21 protein-coding genes and 1 pseudogene are annotated in these 23,672 nt (G+C 68.7%); 7 read left to right on the top strand and 15 right to left on the bottom strand.

Annotated elements, in window-relative coordinates; genetic code table 11:
* Nucleotides 1-58: 58 nt before the first annotated feature.
* The 7 genes and pseudogenes from NO364_RS13670 to NO364_RS13640 form a co-directional block, all read right to left on the bottom strand.
* Nucleotides 59-2,248, bottom strand: coding sequence for a bacterio-opsin activator domain-containing protein (locus tag NO364_RS13670; RefSeq protein WP_257627804.1), 2,190 nt, complete (start codon nt 2,246-2,248; stop codon nt 59-61).
* A 168-nt stretch (nt 2,249-2,416) separates the two neighbouring features.
* Nucleotides 2,417-2,728, bottom strand: a complete 312-nt coding sequence (locus NO364_RS13665; RefSeq protein ID WP_257627803.1) for an ASCH domain-containing protein — start codon at nt 2,726-2,728, stop codon at nt 2,417-2,419.
* A gap of 74 nt (nt 2,729-2,802) precedes the next feature.
* A pseudogene (locus NO364_RS13660) lies at nt 2,803-3,288 on the bottom strand (peroxiredoxin family protein).
* Nucleotides 3,289-3,376: 88 nt separating this feature from the next.
* The gene (locus tag NO364_RS13655; RefSeq protein ID WP_257627802.1) at nt 3,377-3,721 is read right to left on the bottom strand and encodes a hypothetical protein; all 345 of its coding nucleotides are present in this window, start codon (nt 3,719-3,721) and stop codon (nt 3,377-3,379) included.
* 121 nt (nt 3,722-3,842) lie between these two features.
* The gene (csg, locus tag NO364_RS13650; protein WP_257627801.1) at nt 3,843-6,827 is read right to left on the bottom strand and encodes an HVO_2072 family ArtA-dependent S-layer glycoprotein; all 2,985 of its coding nucleotides are present in this window, start codon (nt 6,825-6,827) and stop codon (nt 3,843-3,845) included.
* Between the two features lie 173 nt (nt 6,828-7,000).
* A complete protein-coding gene (locus NO364_RS13645) occupies nt 7,001-8,605 on the bottom strand; it encodes a GTPBP1 family GTP-binding protein (RefSeq protein ID WP_257627800.1) in 1,605 nt (534 codons plus the stop codon).
* A gap of 74 nt (nt 8,606-8,679) precedes the next feature.
* Nucleotides 8,680-9,168 (bottom strand): J domain-containing protein, encoded by a 489-nt coding sequence (locus NO364_RS13640; protein WP_157690322.1) that lies wholly within the window; start codon nt 9,166-9,168, stop codon nt 8,680-8,682.
* Nucleotides 9,169-9,260: 92 nt separating this feature from the next.
* On the opposite strand from NO364_RS13640, the gene NO364_RS13635 reads away from it, so the two are divergent.
* Both NO364_RS13635 and NO364_RS13630 read left to right on the top strand, forming a co-directional pair.
* Complete coding sequence (locus NO364_RS13635; RefSeq protein ID WP_257627799.1) at nt 9,261-9,989, top strand: DUF7847 domain-containing protein; 729 nt, start codon at nt 9,261-9,263, stop codon at nt 9,987-9,989.
* Nucleotides 9,990-10,014: 25 nt separating this feature from the next.
* Nucleotides 10,015-10,152 carry a hypothetical protein gene (locus NO364_RS13630; protein ID WP_199243646.1) on the top strand — a complete coding sequence of 46 codons (138 nt, stop codon included), beginning with the start codon at nt 10,015-10,017 and terminating at the stop codon, nt 10,150-10,152.
* On the opposite strand, the gene pyrF is transcribed toward NO364_RS13630, so the two are convergent.
* The 5 genes from pyrF to NO364_RS13605 all read right to left on the bottom strand — a co-directional run bounded on the left by pyrF (nt 10,153) and on the right by NO364_RS13605 (nt 14,905).
* Nucleotides 10,153-10,965: an orotidine-5'-phosphate decarboxylase gene (pyrF, locus tag NO364_RS13625; protein WP_157690324.1), complete on the bottom strand. Its 813-nt coding sequence runs from the start codon at nt 10,963-10,965 to the stop codon at nt 10,153-10,155.
* A gap of 37 nt (nt 10,966-11,002) precedes the next feature.
* Nucleotides 11,003-12,532, bottom strand: a complete 1,530-nt coding sequence (locus tag NO364_RS13620) for an amidohydrolase (protein ID WP_257627798.1) — start codon at nt 12,530-12,532, stop codon at nt 11,003-11,005.
* Between the two features lie 37 nt (nt 12,533-12,569).
* Complete coding sequence (locus tag NO364_RS13615) at nt 12,570-12,695, bottom strand: hypothetical protein (protein ID WP_257627797.1); 126 nt, start codon at nt 12,693-12,695, stop codon at nt 12,570-12,572.
* Nucleotides 12,696-12,759: 64 nt separating this feature from the next.
* Nucleotides 12,760-14,589: a ribosome biogenesis/translation initiation ATPase RLI gene (locus NO364_RS13610; protein ID WP_257627796.1), complete on the bottom strand. Its 1,830-nt coding sequence runs from the start codon at nt 14,587-14,589 to the stop codon at nt 12,760-12,762.
* Nucleotide 14,590: 1 nt separating this feature from the next.
* Nucleotides 14,591-14,905 (bottom strand): EMC6-like membrane protein, encoded by a 315-nt coding sequence (locus NO364_RS13605; RefSeq protein ID WP_157690327.1) that lies wholly within the window; start codon nt 14,903-14,905, stop codon nt 14,591-14,593.
* A gap of 117 nt (nt 14,906-15,022) precedes the next feature.
* Here NO364_RS13605 and NO364_RS13600 point away from each other — a divergent pair, with 117 nt between their 5' ends.
* The gene (locus NO364_RS13600; protein ID WP_157690328.1) at nt 15,023-15,307 is read left to right on the top strand and encodes a winged helix-turn-helix domain-containing protein; all 285 of its coding nucleotides are present in this window, start codon (nt 15,023-15,025) and stop codon (nt 15,305-15,307) included.
* Here the strand turns inward: NO364_RS13600 and NO364_RS13595 are convergent.
* Entirely contained in the window at nt 15,304-17,178 is a 1,875-nt protein-coding gene (locus NO364_RS13595) for a PINc/VapC family ATPase (RefSeq protein WP_257627795.1), read from the bottom strand. The two genes, NO364_RS13600 and NO364_RS13595, sit on opposite strands and share 4 nt — an antisense overlap.
* A gap of 100 nt (nt 17,179-17,278) precedes the next feature.
* Here NO364_RS13595 and NO364_RS13590 point away from each other — a divergent pair, with 100 nt between their 5' ends.
* Both NO364_RS13590 and NO364_RS13585 read left to right on the top strand, forming a co-directional pair.
* Complete coding sequence (locus NO364_RS13590; RefSeq protein ID WP_257627794.1) at nt 17,279-18,355, top strand: M20 family metallopeptidase; 1,077 nt, start codon at nt 17,279-17,281, stop codon at nt 18,353-18,355.
* 422 nt (nt 18,356-18,777) lie between these two features.
* Entirely contained in the window at nt 18,778-19,881 is a 1,104-nt protein-coding gene (locus NO364_RS13585; RefSeq protein WP_257627793.1) for a glycosyltransferase, read from the top strand.
* 23 nt (nt 19,882-19,904) lie between these two features.
* Here NO364_RS13585 and NO364_RS13580 read toward each other — a convergent pair whose 3' ends face one another.
* Both NO364_RS13580 and NO364_RS13575 read right to left on the bottom strand, forming a co-directional pair.
* On the bottom strand, nt 19,905-20,474 hold the full coding sequence (locus NO364_RS13580) for a hypothetical protein (protein ID WP_257627792.1): 570 nt from the start codon (nt 20,472-20,474) through the stop codon (nt 19,905-19,907).
* Between the two features lie 6 nt (nt 20,475-20,480).
* Nucleotides 20,481-21,803 (bottom strand): divalent metal cation transporter, encoded by a 1,323-nt coding sequence (locus tag NO364_RS13575; protein ID WP_157690333.1) that lies wholly within the window; start codon nt 21,801-21,803, stop codon nt 20,481-20,483.
* Nucleotides 21,804-21,901: 98 nt separating this feature from the next.
* Here NO364_RS13575 and NO364_RS13570 point away from each other — a divergent pair, with 98 nt between their 5' ends.
* Nucleotides 21,902-23,404 carry a carboxypeptidase M32 gene (locus NO364_RS13570; protein ID WP_257627791.1) on the top strand — a complete coding sequence of 501 codons (1,503 nt, stop codon included), beginning with the start codon at nt 21,902-21,904 and terminating at the stop codon, nt 23,402-23,404.
* A gap of 66 nt (nt 23,405-23,470) precedes the next feature.
* Complete coding sequence (locus tag NO364_RS13565) at nt 23,471-23,656, top strand: HVO_0416 family zinc finger protein (RefSeq protein WP_199243647.1); 186 nt, start codon at nt 23,471-23,473, stop codon at nt 23,654-23,656.
* The last annotated feature ends 16 nt before the right edge of the window (nt 23,657-23,672 follow it).

The raw sequence follows: 23,672 nt of genomic DNA, 5'->3' as shown, positions 1-23,672 counted from the left end.
AGACACTGGAAAACCATAGTTCAGCCACCCAAAATCTGGGATCGGGTGGCCACACCGCTCACAGCTCGGCGAACACGACGTCGAGAAGCTTCTTTTCGGCCTTGCGAACGTGCTGGTGGAAGGTCGAGGCACCGATGTCGAGCGAGTCGGCGACCGCCTCCCCGGAGCGGTGCCGGGGCCACTCGAAGAACCCGCCGAAGTAGCCCGCTTCGAGGGCCGTCCGCTGACGCTCGGTCAGATCCTCGGCGAGGACGCTCAGGATGTGCTGTGACGAGGGGTCCTCCCGGACCACCTGTCGGCGGCTGACGACCCTGACGTCGAGATACGTCTCCCGGATACGGGCGACGACCCGTCGCACGTCCGTTCCCGGCGGGAACTGGATGGTCGCGCTGTACACGCCGTCCTCGATCCGGCCGCGCTTGAAGTTCCCCCCGTAGTCGGCGACGATGGAGGTCATCGGCGGGTTCGAGAGGCGCTGTTCGAACCGCACCTCGTCCTCACGCTCGTCGAACGTCCGTACCTCCTTCCACTCCGACCGGCACTCCCCGAGCGTGTGTATCGTCCCCATGGCGTCGCCGGTCGCGGTCCCGTACATGAGGTACTCGTCGTCGCCCACGGGGGTCACCCGATCGATCGTGATCGTTCCGTCGGTCGAATCCGGAAGCTGTCCGTCGAGCAACCGTGGCATCCGGATCGTGAGTTCGACGACCTCGTTGCTCATGAGGGCTCGCTTGCGGTCGACGGCGGCGATGGCGTGTCCGATCACGTCGCCGAGCTGCCCGATGACCGCCCGCTCCTCCTCGGCGAACGCGTCGGGACGCTCCGAGCAGACTCCGAGAACCCCGTAGAACATCCCCTGGTGGACGACCGGGATCACCGCCAGCGACCGGTAGCCCGACTCTCGTGCCGCCTCGCGAAGCTTCTGTGACGTTGCGTCATCGAGCGCGTTCCGGGTGATCTGCATCTCCCGCGTCCGGACGGCCCGCCGGATCGGACCCTGTCCGGTCATCTCGTTCGGGTCGGTGGCGATCGATCGGTCGCCGAGTCCGCCGTCGACGCCGGCTGCCGCCCGCGTCTCCAGTTCCGGGCCCGCGTCGGCCGCCCCGAACCACGCGAACCGGTACGAGTCGGCGGCCGCCAGCCGATCACACACCACCCGCTCGATCTCCTCGCGGGTCGACTGCTCGATGACCGCCTCGGTGATACCGCGCACGACGCCGTTGAGTTCGTCGAGCGCCGCGAGCTGTTCGCGCTGTCGCTCTAGCTTCCGCTCGTACTGTCGTCGCTCCGAGATATCGGTGGCCATCAGGATCGCCCCGTCGAACTCGCCGTCGCGATAGAGGGGCACGGCCCGTCCCGTGAAGTACGCTTCTTTCCCGTAGATGGATTCGAACGGGAAGTCGAACTCGATCGTCTCCCCTTCCTGCAGTCGGGAGAATATGCCCGCTTGTCCGGTCTCGATGATCGGGGGAAGCTTGCGGATGTCCATGCCCATAGCGTCGGAGCTATCCTTCTCCTCGGGGAGGCCGATGATCTCCTCCGCCCGCGGATTTTCGTAGGTGATCCGGAGGTCCTCGTCGAGGCGATACATCCCGAAGGGGGCGTTCTCGACCAACTCCTCGTTGAACCGCCGGGCGTCCCGGAGCTGTCGTTCCTGTGCTTTCCGCTCGGTGATGTCGCGGACGACACAGATGATTCCGCCGTCGTCGGAAACGGTCAGCGAGAGCTCCTGTGGGAACGTCGTTCCGTCCGCGCGCAGCCCGAACGTCTCGCCACGCCACGATCCCTCGTCGTAGAGCGTGGGAAGGATCTCCGCCTCGAACCGGTCGATCTCCGACTCGTCGTAACACAGGTGCCAGTGCTCACCGAGCAGCGCCTCCGGGTCGTCGTAGCCGTACACGTCGGCGTGGGTCTCGTTGACGTAGACGAATCCCCCGCCCTCGTCGACGACCGCGATTCCGTCGATGACCGACTCCATCGCCCGTGACTGTCGCCGTAACGTCCGCTCGGCGCCGTCGACGTCCGACGCCTCCGGCGGCCGCCACCAGACCCGCGAATGTGACCCCGTCTCCTTCGTCTCGAGTTCGCCCCGATCGACGAGTCGCTGCAACCGCTCGTACACCGCCCGGCGGTTCGCGTCGAGTGCCTCCGCCACCTCGGGCGTGGTGAGCGGTTCGTGCCGGTACTCGTCCCGTTCGAAGACGGCCAGGGTGCGCTGGTAGATATCCCCCGACGAACTGGACGCCATACCGTCGTATCCGAACGAATACATATAGTTCCGTCGACGGAAGTCCCCGTCCGACGCGATCCCCGTGACCGAGCCCGTCGTGGCCGCCGCCGATGTGGGCGATACGATCGCCGGATGGCGACGCCACTCCGCGCCGACGGAGGTGGACCGCCCGCGACCGAACGCGGATCAGACCCGCTCGAAGCGGTGTCGGACGATCTCCGATTCGTCGTCCCACTCGAAATTCTCGTGGGCGCGCTCCAGGATCTGCCGGTAGTGTTCGAGGTCCCGTGCGCCCTCCGCGCGGGCGTCGGCGTCGGTCATGTCGCCGAGCGTCCGCGCGTCGACGGCGACGACCTCGAAGGTCGTCCCGTCGATTTCGAAGGTGTCGCCCGACTCCGCGTACCGCTGTCCGCGGTGGATCTGTGTCACTTCGCCGTCGAGGGCCTGCTGGCGCATACGGTCGTTCGGCAACAGCGTTCCGGGGTCGAGTTCGCTCATACCGGAGGACGGGACTGGAGCGTCAAAACCCCTCGGCCGCGGTCACGGGGGCCGGTCGTGACGGTCCGACGGCGTCACGTGTCGCCAAACGGGTCGGCGAAGTCGTTGCGGACGAAATACCGTACGTAGTTGCCGTACGTCCGGTCGGCGGGGTGGTCGGCGACCTGTTCGTACCGGACGACCCCGTCGGTGTCGATCACGTACGTCGCGCCGACCCCCGTCAGCCCGTGGCTCGTCTCTTCGGTCCCGCTGTACTTCGCTGCCACCTCCCCGTCCGGGTCGGCGAGCAACTGGACGTCGAGGTCGTACCGGTCCCGCATCTCCGTCGCCGGCCCGAGCGAGTCGGTCACGACCGGAAGGACGTCCATGTCGTCGTGGAACCAGAGGTCCTACGCCACCTCGCTGAACGTCTGTAGCTGCTCGGCACAGAAGCTGCACCAGTGGCCGCGGTTGATCAGGACGGCCGTCGGGCCGTCGTCGAGCGTCTCCGAGAGTGTGACCGGTTCGCCGGCCGTACTCTCGAGCGTGAAGTCGGGTGCCGTCGCGCCTTCGAGTGTCACATCGAATCGTCGATCCCCACGATATTGACCCCGTCGCGGCTGGATCCACGGGCAACACGACCGGAACGGTGGTCCCGTTTCGCTCCCGCTACTCCTCGTCCGCGTCGGGGAAGACGAACCCGTCGTCCTCGGAACCCGCCGAATCCGCCGAGACCCAGACGTCCGTCACCGCCGTCGGCTCGACCGGGATCTCCCGTCTGTTCCCCATTCCACCCACTTCCTTGGTCGGGAAGTCGTCGTCGGGCTCGGCGACCGTGATCTCCGAGTGAGCGAACAGGAACTCTGGCGTGATACAGACGTCTCCCGTGAGTTCGCCCCTGATCACCCCGTCGCCGGTGAACGTGATCGCGCGTCGATACTCCCGCTTGCAGGCCGGACACGTTCCCCCGTAGGGACGCTCGCCGGGGTCACCGGACATGATACGGTCGGGCATCGTTCGTTCCGAGGGGCGGACGGCGACGGTATATCGTTTGCGACCCGGCCGTCGCTGTGTGGGTGAGTTCGATAAAAGAGACCGTGTCGGGTGACCGCTTTCGGCGGTCAGTCGTGATCAGTTAGTCGCGCCGGGTGGCCAGCAGCGCGGCCGCGAGCAGCGCGATGACCGCGACGATGGCGCCGAAGCCGGGGCCGCCGCCCTCGGTGGGCGTCGGCGTGTCGGTCGGTTCGGCGGTCGCCGTGTCCGTCGGCTCGGGCGTTGCCGTGGCCGTCGGTTCGGGCGTTGCCGTCTCAGTCGGCGTCGGTTCCGGCGTCTCCGTCGGTTCCGGCGTCGCCGTCTGGACGTTCTGGACGATCTCTACGGTGACGATGTCCGTGTTCTCACCGTCGTCGGCTTCGAGGTCGTACGTCCCCGTCTGGACGTCCTCAAGCTCGATGGTGGTCGACCACGTGCCGTCGTAGGACCACTCGTCGGTCGTCGACAGCGCGACCGAGTCGCCCTCGGTCGTCAGCAGTTCGGCCGTGATCGAGTTGTCGTCCGGACGGAGGTTCGTCTGGCCTTCGACGACCATCGTGTCGTCGACTCCGACCGGGTTGACGCCCGAGGCTTCCATGCCTTCGGGGTAGACGTTCTGGATCGTCGACTGCGCGTCGGCGTACCGGAACGTCGAGGTGACCATCCGGTCGTCGCTCGCGACTGCTTCAGTCGTGTTGTCCACGATCCGGGCACGGACCTGAGCGCCCGTCAGCGTGCCGTCGCTCGGCACGATGTCGTCGACAACGTCCGTGTCCGTGTTGCCGTAGTTGCCGTCACGACCCGGGAACAGGACGTGGACGCTGACACTCTGGGAGCCCTGGACGTTGTTGATCGTGACCTCGTCCTCCGAGAACGTGTTGTCGTCGTCCACGGAGATGTCCGTGGTGTAGGTGTTGCCACGGTCGCCGACGAAGATCACGTCGACGTTACTGGCACCGAACGCGGTGCCCGAGATGTTGACCGTCGAGTCGGTCGTCGAGACCTGCCCGCCCACGGTCTTGACGTTGGCCGTCAGTTCCGTGTCGGTCACACGCAGGGACATCTGCGTGCTCGTGTTCGTGTTGAACTCCGAGGTCGTCAGGTCGTCGGTCACGGGCTGGTTGAGTCCGTCGACGTCGAGCGCGCCGAAGCGGTAGGTGCCCGGCTGGCTCAGGATATCGCTGTCCTCCGAGAGGACGATGTCTTCCTCTTCGAAGGTGTCGTCAGCGTCGACGGTGAGCGTGTCCTCCCCGTCGATCGGGACGTGTTCGTAGTTGTTGTTCCGGCGGGCGTAGAAGGCGACTTCGTCGATGCCTTCCGAGGCCGTGCCGTTGATGTCGACTTCGCTGCCGACGACGTAGGTGCCGCCGGGCGACTCGATGGTGAGGTCGCCTTCGTTGACGGTGAGGGTCTGCTCGTCGTCCTCACCCTCCTGATCGGTGTTGCTGCCGATCTCGAAGGGAACCTGAGTCGAGGCGTTGTACAGCGTGAGGTCGACGTCCGAGTCGTCGAGGTACTGCGTTTCGACCTGACCGACGCCGACACCGGTGTCGTCGTCGATGGTGATGTTCGCGTACGCGTAGTCGATGGTGCCGGAGACTCCGGTCGAGTCCGCAACCGAGCGGTTGACCGCAGTGTCACCGGAGTTGTTCACGAAGCCGACTTCGCCCGTGTCGCCAACCTGGCGGAAGATGCGCGCGGCGTTCTCCGCAGTCAGGGTGTCGTCACGGAAGTCGTCGGACTCGATGATGACCGTGTGGGTGTCACCGGCGTCCGAACCCTGGATCTCGAAGCGGACGTCCTCGCCGCGAGTGACTTCGTCCGAGTCGAGCACGAGGTTCGCGTCGTCGTCACCGGTGACGGTGATGGTCGTGGACTGGGACGCCTCACCGAAGCCGAGGTCGTCCGTGCCAGCGAGGGAGATCGTGTAGGTGCCGGTACCCGTGTTCGCGAGGTCGATCGGGTAGGCGACTTCGTTGTCGGAGATGTCGCCACCGCGATCGCTACCATCATCGGTCGTGTACTCGGTCCCGCGGTCGCCGGCCGACCGGATGGGACTGTTGGACGGGTTGACGTTGTCGTCGACGACGTCACCGGTCACGTCGAGACCGGAGTCGTCCTCGACGGTCAGTTCGAGGTCCTCGGCGTTCTGGTAGTTCCAGGCGCCGATGACCGTCAGGTTACCAGCACCGCTACCGTCGCTGTCGGAACTCGGGCTGGTACCTTCCGCGACCGAACCGCCGGCGATGTCGTTGAGGTTGCTGTTCAGGACGTCCAGCGTGGTGACACGCGGCGTCTGGACAGTGACGCTGTTGCCGCTGTCGTCAGTGTAGCTACCGGTGGACTGGCTCTGGGGGATGTTCGGCGTTTCGAGCGGAACACCCTCGTCGTTCCCGGCGTCCTTCGTCGGGGTGCCGTCGAAGCTGTCACCCAGGAAGACGTCGGACTCGCCCTGGAAGACCGTCGCACCGGGGAAGATGTAGCCTTCACCGTCCGCGGTGTCGAAGTCGTCAGTGCCGTCCGCGTTACCGGCACGGTTGTTGCTCGGGCTGGCCACGTTCACGTTGAACGAGGCGCTGCCGACGCTACCGGACGACTGCGTACTGATGCCGAGCGTCCGGGAGCCGGTGGTGATGCCCGAGCCGACGTCGACCGTGGCGTCGATGGTGACGCTCGTCTGGTTCGACAGCGCGTTCGTGGTAGTCAGCGACGTCGAGTTGACGTTATCGAGGCCGACCACGATGTCACCGCTGCTGGTGACCGTGCTGTTGTTCACACTTGTCGGAGTGCCGTCGACGTTACCGGAGACGTCGATGTTACTGATGCCGGCGGCCGTAACGTCACTCGCGCCGGAGCCGGAGTATACCAGTGTGAAGTTATCCGTCCCACCGGAGCCGCCGGTGGCGTTGAACGATACTGTCTGCGCCTGACCGCTGGAACCAGCGGTCACGTCTGTCGCGTTGGTGTTACCGATGTTACTGACATCGGCCGCAGCCGTCCCCGACAGCGCCACGGTGCCAGCGAAGACGCTGAACACCATGAGCGCCGCGAGAACGACCGCGCGGATCTTGGTACTGTTTCCTGTCATGATTGTTGGTCCCGGGGATGCGACACGTGTCATCGAACGTGTGTCGCGCGCTGGAGGGCTATCCCCGGGGTTCCGGATGATTGTTCATACCGTCTACGTAAAATGTCTTGTGTTGGACGCCGACCCGCGGCGGCACCGTCGTCGCCCTCCGGAGCGGGACGACGGGGCATTTCCTACCCGTCGATGTCGGTAACCGTCCCGACGCCCTTGCTCCGACCCTCCCGGAAGACGAACCGCTGGCCCTCCTCGATCAGGTACGGGCGGAACTTGAACTCGACCGTCGCCGTGCCGCGGTCGCCGGGGAGGAGGTGGCCACCCTCGGGGCGGAAGACCGCCGCCTCGCTGATCGTCTCCAGGTGGACGACGGGTTCGTAGCCCGTCCCGATTCGGGTCGGGTGGTTGAGGACGACCACCTCGGCCTCGAACTCGCGGACCGGCGTGGGGTCGGCGTCCGCCGGCAGGAGCACCATCCCGCGTTCGACCGCGGGTTCGGTGACGCCCTTGAGCGCGATGCCGACGATCCGCCCCGCCTCCGCGCGGTCGACCCGGTGGTAATGCATCTCGATGGAGCGGACCTCCACCTCGCGGAAGGAGCCGTCGGGCATCGGTCCGAGGAGGAGTTCGTCGCCCGCCTCGACGCTGCCGGCGTTGATCGTCCCGGAGGCGACGGCGCCGACGCCGGTCACCGAGTACGTCCGGTCGATGTACATCCGGAAGTCGCCCTCGCCGCCGTTGGTCTTCGGCAGGCGCTCGAACAGGTCGTCGAGGGCGTCGAGTCCCGCCTCCGAGACGGCGCTGGTCCGCAGGATCGGCACCACGTCGCCGATCTCCTCGGCCGCGGCGCTCACGCCGTGGCGCTCGATCCGGAGCGGCGTCTCCTCGACGTCCCGCAGGAGGCGCTCGACCGCGCGTTCGACCTCCTGTAGCCGTTCCTCGCTCACGAGATCGGCCTTGGTGATCGCAACCATGGTCGGCAGTTCCGTCGCCAACAGGATGCCGAGATGTTCGCGGGTGGTCCTCGTCGGGCCGTCGTCCGCGGCGACCGTCAGGAGCCCGTAGTCGAGTTTCTGCCCGACCAGCCCGCGGATCGTGGTCCGCAGCCACGGCTCGTGACCCACGGTGTCGACGAAGGAGACGAGCCGTTCGGACTCCTCGACGACGCGTGCGCGGTCCGACTTCCGGTGGGGGTTGTCCATCCGCACCGGGCCGTCGCCGTCGAAGCCGTACACCGCATAGGAGAGGTCAGCCGAGAGGCCGCGTTCGACCTCGTGGGGCTGGACGTCGAGATACGACCGGGTCCCTCCCTCCCCGTCGTCGGCCTGCCCGGTGACGAGCGTCCCGACGAGCGTGCTCTTGCCGTGGTCGACGTGCCCGGCGGTGCCGACGACGATGTGGGTGTCGTCCGTGTCGAGGATGGAACCCTCGCGGACCGTGGCGACGCCGACCAGTCCGTCCTCGTCCTCGCGCCCGACCCCCCAAGTCTCCACGTCCTCGATGTGAGTCCCTGCCTCCTCGGCGAGCAAGGAGAGCACGTCCATCGACTCCGAGAACGCCGACGGTTCGATGCCGGCCACGTGGCCGTCGTCCGTGACGCCCACGACGTAGGTTGCCTCGCCGTCGCCCGACAGCACGCGGTGGCGAAGCTGTGCCGCCAGACTCTCCATCCGCCCGTCCACGAGGTGGACGTCCCGGGAGAGCCGTTCCTTGAACTCGATTGGGCCGCCCTCCTCCTCGCCGCGTTCCAGGGCCTGCTCCAGCGCGGCCCGATCGGCGGTCATGGACCGTGGTACGCTATCACCCGGCAAAACCCTTTCCGTCGTGTGGGTACGTTCGACACACGAGCGGTCCGGAGTCAGTCCTGCAGTCGCTCGTACGCGCGGTTCACGCGCTTGAACCGCTCCTCGTCGCCGCCCTCGGTGTCGGGATGGACCTCCTTGACTTTCGCCCGGTAGGCGCGCCGCACCTCGTCGTCGGCGGCGTCCGGGTCGAGGTCGAGCCGCTCGTACGCTTCCCGCCGGGTCGGGCCGGTCTCGGCCGCGGTGTCGGTCCGTCCGCCGGTGGCCCCCCGGCCGGCCGCACCGCGGGCCGTGGCGCCGAAGCCGCCGGGGCCGGGGTTCGACCCGGCCCGTGCCGTCCTCGCTCCCGACGCCCGCCGCGCCCGCCGTCGGGTACGCGCCGCCAGCCGTCCCGTCGCGTGGCTCCACATGATGTACGTCGTCGCCGCGAAGGGGAGCGCCAGAAACAGCAAGAACAGCTGTCTGACGAACGCGAGCACCACCAGTACGGTGGTGACGCCGGCGAACACCGCCGCCAGGCCGAGTACGAGCCGGTCCCTGTCCACGCCCCCTACTCCGTCCGCCACCGTTGTAAGCGTCTCGCCCGTCGCCGGCGACCCGGCGAAAGGTTCAGGTCGGTTCCCCGGCGAGTCGCCGTATGTCCCTCCGTATCGGTGCCGCCCTGCAGAGCGGCGGCTCCCGGCTCGTCAGCCGGACAGGCACCCTCCTCACCGTCAGCTATCTCGGCCTGTACGCCGTCTACCAGACCGGCTTCAACGTCCTGATGAACGCCCTCTACGCCCGGATCGGGCTCCCAGCTGCGATTCCCGCGCCGATCGGCCTCCCCCTGCCGGTCGCGGCCGCCGTCGTCGCGGCCGCCCTCCTCGTGCTCACCTGGGTGAGCCTCGTGGCCATCCGGACCTTCGTCGCCGGCGAACGCGACGCCATCCCGCGTGGCTTCTGGACCGACGGGGTCGGGTGGGCGCTCCCCAACCTCGTCGTCGGCGGCCTCCTGACGTCGGTCCTCGTGACCGTCGGGTTCGTCTTCCTGATCCTTCCCGGCCTGTTCCTGCTCGTCGGGCTGGCGTTCATGGCGATGTATATCGCCGTCGAAGGCGACGACTTCGTCACCGCGATGCGGCGAAGCTGGGGGCTGGCCCGCGGCAACCGCCTGTCGATCCTCGGCCTCGTCGTCGTCGTGGCGGCGCTCGGCGCGGCCGCCGGCGTCGGCTTCGGGCTGGCGAGTCTCGTCCTCGCGCTCGCCGGCCTCGAACCCCTGACACCTCTGCTGACCGCCGTCCTCGTCGCCCCGATGACGATGTACAACGTCGCGGCGGTGTCGGCCGCCTTCGAACAACTGCGCGGGACGGACCGCCCCGAACTCTGAAACCGGCCGCGTCCCTACGCCGGACGTGAGCGTCACGAACCTCTGTCAGATCTGTGAGTCCGCGGCGGCCGTGGACACCTGTGACGGGTGCGGGGCGGCCGTCTGTGGGACCCACTACGACCGCGCGACCGGGCTGTGTGCCGACTGCGCGGCGCGGACGTAATCAGCGGTGGCGGTTGAGACGTCCCTTGAGCCGTTTCGCCGCCTCGCCCGCCGCGCCGAAGTAGGCGTCCGGATCGTCGCGAGGGGCGTCTTCGCCCGAGAAGATGATCCCTCGCGAGGAGTTGACGAGGCCGACGCCGTCGGCGAGGCCGTACTCGACGGCCGCCTCGACGTCGCCCCCCTGTGCCCCGACGCCGGGGACGAGGAAGGGGAGGTCGGGCACCTCGGCCCGCAGCGTCTCCAGTTCCGCCGGCGCCGTCGCGCCGACGACCAGGCCGACGTTCCCGTGTTCGTTCCACAGATCCGCGAGCGCTGCCACCCGCCGGTAGAGCGGTTCGCCGGCGGCGAGTTCGAGGTCCTGCAGGTCGGCCCCGCCGGGGTTCGAGGTGCGACAGAGGACGAACACGCCCGCGTCCGCACGGGAGAGGAAGGGATCGAGCGAGTCCCGTCCCATGTAGGGGTTGACGGTGATCGCGTCGGCGACGTCGAGCAGATCGGCGTACCGCCGGGAGGTGTTGCCGATGTCGGCGCGCTTGGCGTCCAAGAGGACCGGCACGTCCTTCCCGTGGGCGTAGGCGACCGTCTCGCGGAGCGCCCGCCAGCCGTCGGCGTCCTCGTAGAAGGCGGCGTTCGGCTTGTAGCAGGCCGCGTGTTCGTGGGTGGCGTCGATGATCCGGCGGTTGAACGCCCACCGCGGCAGGTCGCGGTCGGCGAGGAAGTCGGGGATCCGGTCGGGGTCGGCGTCGAGGCCGACCGAGACGACGCTGTCGACGCGGTCGATCCGCTCGCTCAGACGGTCGAAGAAGGCGGTCATGGACCGACTCCGCGGGGCGCGGACTAGAAGGTTGCGACTACAGCGCCTCGTGGACGATCCGGCCGTCGACGACGGTCAGCGCCACGTCGACGGCGGCGATATCGTCGGCCGTCCACGGCGAGTCGTCGAGGACCACCAGGTCGGCACGCTTGCCGGGTTCGACCGTCCCCAGTCGGTCCTCGTCGAAGCCGGCGTACGCGCTGCCGAGCGTGTACGCCCGCAGCGCCTCGGTCACGCCGAGCCCTTGGGCGTCGGTCGGCGCGTCGACGGCGTGGGCGACGCCGACCAGCGGGTCGAGGGGCATGCAGTCGCTCCCGAAGGCGAGCGGGACGTCCGCGTCGGCCAGCCGACCCAGCCGGTTCGTCTCGGTCCGCCGGTCGCCCAGGCGGTCGGCGTACAGCCCCGACTCGCCCGCCCACCGGTGGAAGTTCGGCTGGACGGAGGCGACGACGCCCAGGTCGGCCATCCGCTCGATGGCCGCGTCGCTCGCGAGTTCGGCGTGTTCGATCCGGTGGCGGACGGTCGCGGGGTCGGCGTCGGCGTAGGCGTCGACCACGGCCCCGACCGCCACGTCGCCGATGGCGTGGGCGGCGACTTGGAACCCCGCCGCCCCGGCGCTGTCCAGCAGGTCCTGGAACGCCTCGGGGCCGACGGTCCACCCGCCGCGCTCGTCGGGGGCGTCCGCGTACGGCGACGAGAGTCGCGCCGTCCGCCCGCCGATGCTCCCGTCGGTGAACGTCTTGATCGCGCCCACCCGGACCGGCCCCTCGCCGTGGTTCGTCCGCAGCCCCGTCTCCACGAGGGCGTCGAGGTGGTCCGCCCAGTAGTTGAGCCGGACCCGGAGGGTCAACTCCCCGGCCGCCGCCAGGTCGCGGTAGACCCGCGGCGCGTGGGACCGCCGGACCATGTCGTGGACGCCCGTCACGCCCCGCTCGTTCGCGTGCTCCTGGGCGGCCCGGAGGAGTCGCTCGGTCCCCGATTCGTCGGGCGCGAGGGCGTCGAGGACCGCCTCGGCGGCCGCCTCGACGACCACGCCCGTCGGCTCCCCACCCTCGTGCCGAACCCCCGCCTCGGGCAGGTCGTCGCCGAACCGTTCGATACCCGTCGAGGACAGCGAGACGACGTGGAGGTCCTCGCGGACGGCGACGACGGGCCCCGCGGCGTCGACGGCGTCCAAGTCGCGCCGGGTGAGGTGGCCGGCCGTCTCCCACGTCGACTCGTCGTACCCGAACCCGAGGACCGGGTCGCCGTCCGGGACGGCGTCGGCCCGTTCGCGGAGCGCGTCGAGCGCGTCCGCGCGGCTCCCGGCCGTCGAGAGGTCGGCGTGGACGAGCTTTCGCCCGACAACGTCCAGGTGGGTGTGGGCGTCGACGAACCCGGGCAGGAGGACCCGCCCCCCGAGGTCGAGGGTGTGGGTGTCGACGCCGGCGAGAAAGTTCAGTTCGTAGGCGTCGCCGACGCGAACGATCCGCCCGTCGCGGATGGCGACCGCCTCGTGGGTCTCGTCGGGGCGGGTCAGCGTGTGGACCTCCGCGTTCGTCAGGAGGAGGTCGGCGGCCTCGGTCATGGCGGATGGCCGCGGGCGAGGGACCTAACGCTTGTCCCTACCGCCACAGTGTCCGCGCGCCGTAGGCGAGCCACTCGGCGCTGTAACAGATCACGCAACCCCGGAAGCGGGGTCGCGTGGGTTCCTCGGCTGCCTCGTCGGCGTCGTCGGTCGCGGTGGCCATACCTACGATTCGGGACGGGAGCGGTAAACCTCTGAAGCGGTCGTGTGCGTGCGGTGCCCGAGCGTCAGGGGGCGTAGTAGTACTCGCCTTGGCGCTTCTGTTTCCGGTCGAGTTGGCTGTCGGGCTTGTTGATGCGGGGACGCCCCGTCCGCTCGTCGCGGCGGAAGGTGATGTCGAGGTCCGCGAGGAAGTCGTTCATCCCCGAGCGCATGCCCTGTGGCGTCGATGCGTGGCCGCGCTCGGCGGGTTCGCCGTCGAACACCATCAGGCGGTCGGCCAGCAGGTCGATCATGTAGATGTCGTGGTCGATGACCATCGCCGTGGCGTCGTGGTTCTCGGCGTACCGGCGGATGGCGGTCGTCGCCTGCACCCGCTGTTCGACGTCGAGGTGCGCCGAGGGCTCGTCGAGCACGTAGAGGTCGGCGTCCTCCGAGAGGCAGGCCGCGATGGCGACCCGCTGGCGCTCCCCGCCCGAGAGGTCCGTCAACTGCTGTTCCATGATCCGCTCCAGCTGGAGGGGACGGGCGATTTCGGTGTTCCAGAAGGAGGTGCCGAAGTCGTCGGTGATCGTCGAGAGGAAGGTGTCGACCCGCATCGGCTGGTCGACCTCGACGTACTGTGGCTTGTAGGCGATGTCGAGACTGAAGGCGAGTTCGCCCGCGTCGGGGTCGATGGCGCCCGCGAACAGCTTCGCGAGCGTCGACTTCCCGATACCGTTCGGCCCGACGACGCCCAGCACCTCGTTCTCGTAGATGGTCCCGCCCTCGACGGCGAGGGAGAACTCCCCCTCGCCGTAGGACTTCCGCAGGTCGGGGTAGTCGACCAGGGGCGTCCCGGTGGTCGACTGGCGGGGGGCGTGTTCCTCGAACGTGATCGCCTCGGGCCGGATACGCATGTTCTCGTTGTCGAGGTAGCCCTGGAGATACTCGTTGATGCCGTTGCGCACCGATTTGGGGTCGGTGACGACGCCGTACGCCCCGGGTTCACCGTAGGCGACGTGGAGGCGGTCGCCGAGCAGGTCGAGGACGGCCAGGTCGTGTTCGACCACGAGCATCGAGCGGTCCTCCTCCTCGGCGAGTTCGCGGACGAGCCTCGCGGCGGTCACCCGCTGGCCGATGTCGAGATAGGGGGTGATCTCGTCGAGGAAGTAGAAGTCGGCGTCGCGGGCCAGCGTCGCGGCGAGGGCCACCCGCTGGAGTTCGCCGCCCGACAGCGTGTCGATGGCCTGGTCCATCACCGGCCGGATCGACAGGCGGTCGACCAGGTCGTCGACGACGCCGCGCTCGTCGGTCCCCGCGAGCAGTTCGCGGGTCTTCCCGTCGAAGCTGTCCGGGATGCGGTCGACGTACTGGGGCTTGCGCGCGATGCTCACCTCGTCGGCCATCAGCCGTTCGAGGTAGTTCTGGAGCGCGGTGCCGCGGTAGCGGTCGAGTACCGTCTCCCACTCCGGCGGGTCGTTGTAGCGACCGAGGTTGGGGACGGTCTCGCCTGCGAGGGCGTGGACCGCCGTGGACTTCCCGATGCCGTTCGGACCGAGCAGCCCCGTGACCGTCCCCGACTCGGGGACCGGCAGGCCGTACAGCGAGAAGGCGTTCTCGCCGTAGCGGTGGACCGGATCGTCGTCGAGTTCCGAGGGCAGGTTGATGATCTCGATGGCGTCGAACGGACACTTCTCGACGCAGATGCCACAGGTCTCGCCGAGACAGAGTTCCTCGGAGATGCTGATCTGGTCGGGCCCGCCGTCGTAGAGGTCCGGGTCGTCGTGGCGCTCCTCCAGCGTGACGATACACTCCTCGCCGGTGCGGTTCGGCGGGCAGAAGTTCGCACACTCGTAGTTACACCGGTCCGGCTGGCACCGGTCGAGGTCGACGACCGCGATGCTGTCGTCGGCCATGTTAGAGCGAGGCGCCAGTGGTGAGCAGGATTGCGAACGTGATGAACCAGAGCGCGAAGGTCATGAACGCCACGTAGAGGTGGTCCTTCGCGCCGAAGTCCGAGACGTCGACGCCGATCGCCTTCAGCACCGGATACTGGACGGCGACGGCGGCCACCAGGAAGGCGAGCGCCCGGGTGTCGCTCGCCGCCTCGGGTCCGGTCCCGACGACGACGCCCGCGACCACCGCGGCGACGAGGCCGCCGAGGCAGGCGAGCGTGGTGACGGTCACCCCACGAATGTGTCCCGTGAGGCCCGTCTGCGTTTCCGTAGCCATACACGCCCCTCCGGCACCGGGCGTCAAAAGGCGTTCGATACGGGGAACCGGTCGGTCGTCCATCGTACCGGCGTCGGTCGTGAAGATTTATGCCGGTGGCTACGCTTCCATCACACGATGGCTGGAACTGAAGAGGAAGGTCTGGACGACCTTCCCCCGAGCGCGAAACTGGTTTTCAAGGTCCTCGAATACAACGGGTCGCTGACCCAGAAGGGGATCGTCGAGGAGTCGATGCTCTCGGCTCGGACGGTTCGGTACGCGCTCGAACGACTCGAAGATATCGGCGTCGTCGACGAGGACGTCTACTTCGCCGACGCCCGACAGAACCTCTATCAACTCAACGAGGCGAAACTGGCCGAGGAGTGCGGCGAGACGGAGGCGGCCTGCGCCGAGTGCGACTAGGCCTGGACGACCGTGATCCGTCGCTTGTCGTCGATGGCCCGCTCGAGTTCGTCGGCGATGGCGCTCCCCCGTGACACCTGAATCTCGCCCCCGCGGCCCACCGTCGCGGTGAACAGGTACTCGCCGTCGGCCCGCACCTCGACCGTCTGGCCCACTTCGGCGGCCGACCCCGCGTCGACGACGACGTGTCGGGAAGTGACCTCGGGCGTGACGACGGTGCCCTCGCGGCCGGCGGCGCTCCCGTCGCTCCCGCTCGATCCGCCCGAGCCGCCGCTCCCGCCCGGCCGCTCGTCGAGGGTCCGCACGTCGATGTCGATGCCGAGGCGGTCCTCCACGTCGCTGATCCGGCCGCCACCCTTGCCGATCACGTAGGAGATGTCGTCCTCCTCGACGTAGACGACGGCCTCGTTTTGCCCCTTCAACTCCACCTCGACGTGGCCGCGGGCGATGGAGCGGATCTCGCGTTCGACCTCCTTGCGGGCGAGTCGGGAGACGCCGGTCTCGCTCCCCTCATCGTCGTCGAGGGGGACCGTGACGACCTGCCGGTTGAAGGTGTAGATCTCGTAGGCGGGTTTGCCGGTCTCGAAGTCGGCGATCTGGATGACCGGGCGCGCGAGGTCCTCGGCGGTCAGCCCCTCGGGCACCTTTACCTCGGTCGTCACGTCGTAGACGGTGTCGACGCGGCCGGCCTCGATGTAGACCACCGTGTCGACGACCTGCGGGATCATGCCGAGTTCGACCCGGCCCACGAGTCGTTGCAGCGCGTCGATGGCGCGGGTGGCGTGGACGACGCCGACCATGCCGACCCCCGCCAGTCGCATGTCGGCGAAGACCTCGAAGTCGTCGGTCTTGCGCACCTCGTCGTAGATGGTGTAGTCCGGGCGGACCAAGAGGAGCGAATCGGCGGTCTTGGCCATGTCGCCGCCGAGCGCCGTGTACTGGGTGATATCGGACCCGACCTGCAGGTCGCGGGGCTTCTCCATCGTCTTGACCGCGTTGTCGTGGCTCGCGAGGAACTCCGCGACCGCCTGGGCGAACGTGGACTTGCCGGCGCCGGGTGCCCCCGAGATGAGCACGCCCCGCTGGCGTTCGAGCAGGCGCTGCTTGAGGTCGTCGGCGAACTCGTAGTCGTCCAAGTCGGTCTTGACGATCGGCCGGACGGCGGTGATCTCGAAGCCGTCGGCGAAGGGCGGGCGCGCGACCGCGATCCGGTAGGAGCGGTACTGGACGATGGTCATCCCCGGCTCGTCGAGTTCGACGAAGCCGTCCGGACTCGCCCGTGCCGTCTCCATGACGTCGTGGGCGAACTCCTTCATCTCCGCCTCGGTCGTCGCCCCGTCCCGGATGGTCTCGTAATGCATGTCGCCGATGGCGCCGCGCTTGGCCTTGGGCTTCGCCCCTGCCCGGAGGTGGACGCTCATCGTCGTCTCGTCGAAGAACTGCTCGATCTCCAGGCCCTCGTCGCCGCCCTCCTCGCGACCCCGGGGTTCGACGTACTCGACGGTCAGGCCCTTGGCCTTGCTCACCTCGGCCTGCACTACGTCGCTGGTCAGCAGCGTGGCGTCCAGGTCGGCGGCCACGTCGCGGACGATGGCGTCGATCTCGCCCTCGTCGGCGTCGCGCTTCTGTCCGGCGTCGGGCCGCGCGCCGTGGTACTCGACGGTGATCGTGCCGTCCTCGGCCAGGCCGATCAGCCGCTGGAGCTCCTCGATGCCCTCCCAGCCGGTGTCGTGACCCTCGTTGGCCTGCCACTCGAGTTCGCCGACGACGGCCTCGGGAACGGTGATCGTCGCTCCCTCGTAGGCCCCCGACTCGACGCGTTCGGACACGCGGCCGTCGACGACCGCGCTCGTGTCCGGGACGATGTTCATGCCGGAATTCGGGCGGCGAGACGGATAAGCGTATTCAAGCGACGTTCCGGCGACCGCACGACCGACAGGGCCTAAGGGGCCGGCCCCCCTCGGCGGAGCCATGCACGACGCCGTCGATCTGACCCACCGGCTCGCCGAGATACCGAGCCACGAGGACGAACGCGCCGCGGGCGACGCCGTCGAGTCGTGGCTCCGCACGGAGACCGACGCCGCCGTCGAGCGGGACGCCCACGGGAACGTGATCGCCCGCCGCGGCGCGGGCGAGCGCTCGCTCGCGCTCGTCGGCCACCACGACGTGGTGCCGCCCGCCGACGAACAGGTCGCCGACGACGGCTACGTGATCGCGGAGCGCGACGGCCGCCTGTACGGCCGCGGCACCGCCGACATGAAGGGGAGCCTCGCGGCGGCGATGGTGGCCTTCCGCGACGCCGCCCCCGAACACGAACTCGTCTTCGCCTCCTTCGTCGGCGAGGAACGGGGTGGCGTCGGCGCCCGCGCGGCCGTCGACGACGGCTTCGCCCCCGACTTCGCCGTCGTCGGCGAGGGGTCGACCGGCTACTCAGCGCCGGGCGTCACCGACGTCGCCGTCGCCCACAAGGGCCGGCGCGGGAGCACGCTCCGCGTCGCCGGCGAGAGCGCCCACGCCAGCGAGCCCGAGGCCGGCGCCAACGCCGTCTACCGTGCCTGCGACGCCGTCGACGTCGTCCGGGACCTCGACGCCCCGGCGACGACGGTGCTCGGTCACGACGTACGCGGGAGCGTCGCGGTCACCGAAATCGAGGGCGGATCGGCCTGGAACGTGATCCCCGAGTCGTGTGCCGTCACCGTCGACGAGCGGACGGTCCCCGGCGACCGGGCGGCGCTGGAACGGACGGAGGCGGTCGACGGCGTCGAGTGGGTCGTCGACCAGGACCTCCCGCCGATGGCCTGCGACGACGCCGGGTTCGCGGACGGGGTGGTCGAGGCAGCCCGAACGGCCCAGGAGGGGGACCCGGAGCGGGTGGTCAAACCACACGCCACCGACGCGGGCTGGCTGGCCGCCGCGGGGACGACCTGCGTGGTCTGTGGCGCGGCCGAACCCGGCGAGGCCCACACCGACGCCGAGAGCGTCTCCGTGGACGTCGTCGAGCGGTGCGTGCGGATCTATCGTGGGGCCGCCGAATCGGATCTCGGCTAACCCGGGGTCGGATCCGTTTGCACGTCCGACGGGGCCGCACGCGGCCTGCAGGGCGACAAACATATTTATCTATTGACTAATCATCGTACGCAGTCATGAGTGTGACAGGCTCTATCGGTATCGCGCTCGTTTCGGGACTTCTCGGTGTCGCCGCCGATCGTTCGGCCCGATATCTGCTCGACCGATACGAGGTTCGTGCTTCCCGCAACTTCTGGGAGCCGTGGCTCGATCACGACTCGATCATCATCTCCGCGACGACCGAAAACAGGCATCCGGGCCGAACTAGGGGTACTGGCCCGTTCGACGCTCGCGCCCTCCAGGAACTGACGTCACATCTGGCGGGAATCTCTTCGCCGGACCGGACGCCGTCGTCAGTGACCGAACAACATCCCGGTGACTGGCGGGACAAGAACGTCATCGCGTTGGGCGGCCCGGTGAACAACACTATCGCCGAACGCGTTCTGAATCCGGAGCGGAATCTGGGGTTGGAGTTTTATTTCGATACCGACCGGAATCGTGTGCTCAGCAATGACTACGTGGTTCATGACCCGCCCGATCCGAATCCCAAAGAGCGGATGGAAGACTACGGAATCGTGTCCCTTCTGCCACATCCGTACGACGGCGACGTCGTCTTTCTAGTCGCCGGCTGCTGGGGTCAGGGGACCCTCGGGGGCGTCGAACTGGTCGTTCGGAACATCGACGAGATCTGGCGCAAAACGAGCGGAGAGTTCTTTCAGTTCACGTATCGAGTGGTGTTCGACGAGAAAGGACAGCTCATGGACGGTGATATCTACTGGGATCACCTGCAATCCATCGAGCCTCGATCCCCGAAAGACGACTGGGTTCTCGACCACCGGCGCCCCCCCGAGAGATACGAAAACGAGGTGACTGTCGTCGTCCCGTGTCGCAACGAAGCGGAGACCGTCCCGAAGATAGTCACGACCTTTCGTGGCCTCGCTCCCGTCGAGGAAGTGATCGTCGTCGACAACGATTCGAACGACTCCACAGCCACCGCCGCCGGCCAGGCAGGTGCCCACGTGATCAAGGAGACGCGAGTGGGCAAAGGACACGCGGTCCTCGCCGGCCTCGACGCGGCCGACACGGACTTCGTCTTTTCGATAGACGGGGATATCGAGAACCCGTCGGCAGACTGGCTGTACGAGGCGATCGACCGACACGACCAGGGGAATGACATCGTTCGCGCGGATCCCGACTACTATCCACCGCTAGTCGTACAGTGTGTCAAACCGCTGTTACGGCGTTTCTTCCCCTCGGTGGCGGGCGCCGATCAGCCGCTCGGGGGAATCGTCTTCTTCCGGCGCTCCTACCGGCGTAGCCTCACGGAGTACACCGGCTGGGAGTTCGACATCGGGCTGACGCTGCTGGTCTCGAAGCGAAACCTGTCGTACGCCGAATTCGACATCGGGTCACTCATTCACGGAGAACGGGCGGAGCACAGGATCGTCGAGATGTCGGAAGAGATACTGGAAACCCTAATCGACGAGACGCCACTCGCCGACGACTAACGGGGTCGACCGAGCGGCGGTCGCTACCGTCGCGACGGTTCGCTCCCCAGCTCCACCACCCGGTCGGCCCGTCGTCGGAAAGTCGAGAGCGTCTCCCGTTCGGCCCGCGAAACGGGGTCCTCGCCGGCGAGGGCGTCGCCGGCGAGGGCGTTCAGGACCGCCGTCTCGGCCCGCGCACAGTAGTCGAGCAGGCGGTTCGGGTCGCCGTCGGCGTGCTGGAAAGGGATGGTGGCGTCGTTGACGAAGACCGCCCGCGGGTCGGCGGGTGCGGCGTCGAACAGCGAGGCGGCCCGCCGGGCGTTGTCGGCCGCCAGTTCGACGGCCTCGGCGTCGGCGTCGGCGGTCGCCCGCGGCGCGTGGGCGTCGAGGACGCCGTGCCAGACGTCGCCGGGGACGGTCGTGAACCGGTCGAGGCGGCCGCCGAGGATCCGCCCGTCCCGTTCGAGTTCCGGGGCGAACTCGAAGACGACCACTCCCTCGGGCCCCTCGCGGTCCAGCCAGGCGTCGAGCGCCGCCGCGGTCCGGCGGGTCTTGCCGGCGTTCGAGGGACCGACGATCAGGGTCGTTCCCGGGCGGGGCAGAGCGTCGGTCACGGCCGGTCAGCCGACCTCCTCGACGGCGTACTTGCCGCCGAGGCCGACGATGGCGACGCCGAGCGCGACGGCGAAGGCCAGCACGAACCCCGACAGCGGCCCGATGCCGCCCGCGACCTGCTCGCGGACGAAGTTGGCCGCGAGCGCGCCGGTGACGAGCAACAGCGCGACGCCGCCGACGTTGGCGAGCCGGGAGTTCCGGTCGCTCACGGCGTCGGAGTTCAGGAGGTAGAGGACGACGGCGATGGCGAAGGGGGTGCCGACGGTGCCGACCGCGAGGACGAGCACGAGCTGGCCGATGACGGCGCCGCCGATGAACGCCCCCGGCGCCGAGAGGAGGGCGGCGGCGACGAGCAGCCAGCGGTAGCGGGCGTCGTCGATGGTGGTCCCCCAGCCGAGTTTGTCCGCGAGGAGGAACGGCGGGACGATGGTGTTGCCGCCGAGCGTCGAGACGGCGGCCCCCCAGAGACCGAGCAGGAACAGCCACTTGGCGTCGGCGCCGACCAGCGGGCCCAGCGCCTGTGCCGCCCCCACCGCCGTCGAGGGGTCCTCGGGAGTGAGGACGCTCGCGGCCACGAGGAAGATGGCGAGGCTGTAGACCCCGAAGGCGACGAGCATCGACGCGCCGACGTCGAAGGCGGCGGTCCCGTAGTCGTCGCGGGTCCAGCCGCGCGAGCGCATCGTGTACGACTGCATCGTGATGAGCGTGATGTGGACCGCGCCGCCGAGGATGCCGGCCGCGACGAGCGCGCCCCCGCTGGGGACGCTCGGCACCAGACCCCCCGCCGCCGCGCCGTAGTCGACGGGGACGACGAAGAGGCTGGCGACGAAGGCGACGACGACCAGCGAGACGAGGAGCTTCGCGGCTAGTTCGAGGAAGCGATACCCCCGCCCGGCCAGCCCGAGCGCGAGCACGAGCGCCCAGACGACGCCCCAGATCCGGGCGTCGACGCCCGTCACCGTCGCCGACACCGTCGCGACGGTCTTCATGATGACCAGTTGGGCGACGCCGGCCGCGAGCACCGCGTCGGCGACGAGGAGCCACGCCCAGGTCGTGCCGAGGTGGTCCTCGACGACGGCGACGATGCCCCGCTCGGTGAGGAGGCCGAGCCGCATCGACAGGTACTGGACGAGCGCGCCCGCGCCCGCCGAGAGGACGACCACCCAGAGGAGGCCGTAGCCGAAGAGCGCCCCCCCGGTCACCAGGCTGGCGATGGTCGCCGGCCCCGCGGCGATGGCCCCGGCGATCCACGACGGTCCCATCTCTCCGGCGTACCCTCGGATCCGTTCGGCCGGTCCGGCCGACTCCACGCCCGCGTTGTCCGTCATGCCACCCGGTCGACGCCTCGCCCGTATAGGTGTTACCACTCCGTGGTATCACCCGGGGCCGGCGGGGGGTTGATTACGACCCGGACCCACGTCCGGACATGAGCGACACGACGCCGGCGGCCTACGACGACCTGCTCGATCGGGTCGGCCGGATCGCGAACGTCTCGCACGCCTCCGACCTGCTCTCCTGGGACCAGCAGGTGATGATGCCCGACGAGGGGACACCCGCCCGCTCCCGGCAGCTCTCGGCGCTCTCGGCGGTCGAACACGACCTGCTCGTCGCCGACGAACTCGGCCGCCTGCTCGACGAACTCGAAACGGCGGATCTCACCCCCGAGCAACGGGCGGTCGTCCGCGAGGTGCGCCGCGAACAGGAACGCGCCGTCCGCGTCCCGACCGACCTCGTCGAACGCATCTCCGCGGCGTCCTCGGAGGCGCTGACCGCGTGGCGCGAGGCCCGGGAGGCGGACGACTTCGGGACCTTCGCGCCCCACCTGCGGGAGCTCCTCGACCTGAAGCGGCGGTACGCGGAGCACGTCGACCCGGACCGCGACCCCTACGCGGTGCTGTTCGAGGAGTACGAACCCTGCCTCCCCCTCGACCACGCCGAGGACGTACTGACGACGCTCCGCGAGGCGGTGGTACCCCTGGTCGACGACATCAGGGGGGCCGACGCCGACCTGGCGACCGACACCTTCGCCGGAACGTTCGACGCCGATCGTCAGGAGGCGCTCGTCCGGGACGCGCTCGACGACCTGGGCTACCCCTGGGAGCGGGGCCGTCTCGACGCCGCGCCGCATCCGTTCTCGACGGGGACGACCTACGACGCCCGGATCACCACCCGGTACGACGAGACCGATCCGATCGGCGCCCTCCTCTCGACGGTCCACGAGTTCGGCCACGCCACCTACACGCTCGGCCTGCCCGACGAGGCCCACGGGACGCCGCTCGGCGAGGCCCGCGACCTCTCGATCCACGAGTCACAGTCCCGGCTGTGGGAGAACCACGTCGGGCGCTCGCGAGCGTTCTGGGAGGGCTTTCTCCCCCGCGTCGTCGAGGCGTTCCCCGCCGTCGGCGACCCGAGCGTCCGCGAGGCCTACGAGGCGGTCAACGCCGTCGACCCCTCCAATCTCATTCGGGTCGAGGCCGACGAACTCACCTACCACCTGCATATCGTCCTGCGGTTCGAAATCGAGCGGGACCTCATCCGGGGCGACCTCGACGTGACGGAGGTGCCCGCCGTCTGGAACGAGAAGATGGAGTCGTACCTGGGCGTCCGGCCGGAGACGGACGCCGAGGGGTGTCTGCAGGACATCCACTGGTCCCACGGCAGTTTCGGCTACTTCCCCACCTACTCGTTGGGGAGCGTGATCGCCGCACAGCTGTTCGACGCCGCCGAGGCGGAGGTCGAGGGCCTCGACGACGCGATCCGGGCGGGCGAGTTCGACCCGCTCCACGACTGGTTGACCGATCGGATCCACCGCCACGGCAAGCGCTTCGAGACGAACGAACTCGTCTCCCGGGCGACCGGCGACGACGTGTCCGCCGACGCCTTCGTCGACTACGCGAGGGAGAAATACGGGTCGCTGTACGGGCTGTAGGTGTCAGCGTGTCACAATTACCCACACCAGTACGACTAAGTAATGGTATGGCGTACCATAGCGTGTATGGCAGCCGAACCCAGCGCACGCGACGACGAACTGTTCGACCAGTTCCTCGCGGACAACGGCCACGAGACCACACCGGTACGCTGGGAACGATCCTATAACAAGCTGCAGTGCCCGGACTGTGGGGCGCTGCACGACGAGTCGGCCGCCGACTGTTCCGTCTGTGGCTGGGACCCCGCGGCCTGACGGGTCGGCGAGCCAC

Source organism: Haloplanus salinarum (genome assembly GCF_024498175.1).
Lineage (GTDB): Archaea > Halobacteriota > Halobacteria > Halobacteriales > Haloferacaceae > Haloplanus > Haloplanus salinarum.
This window is presented reverse-complemented; position numbering and strand designations above follow the sequence as displayed.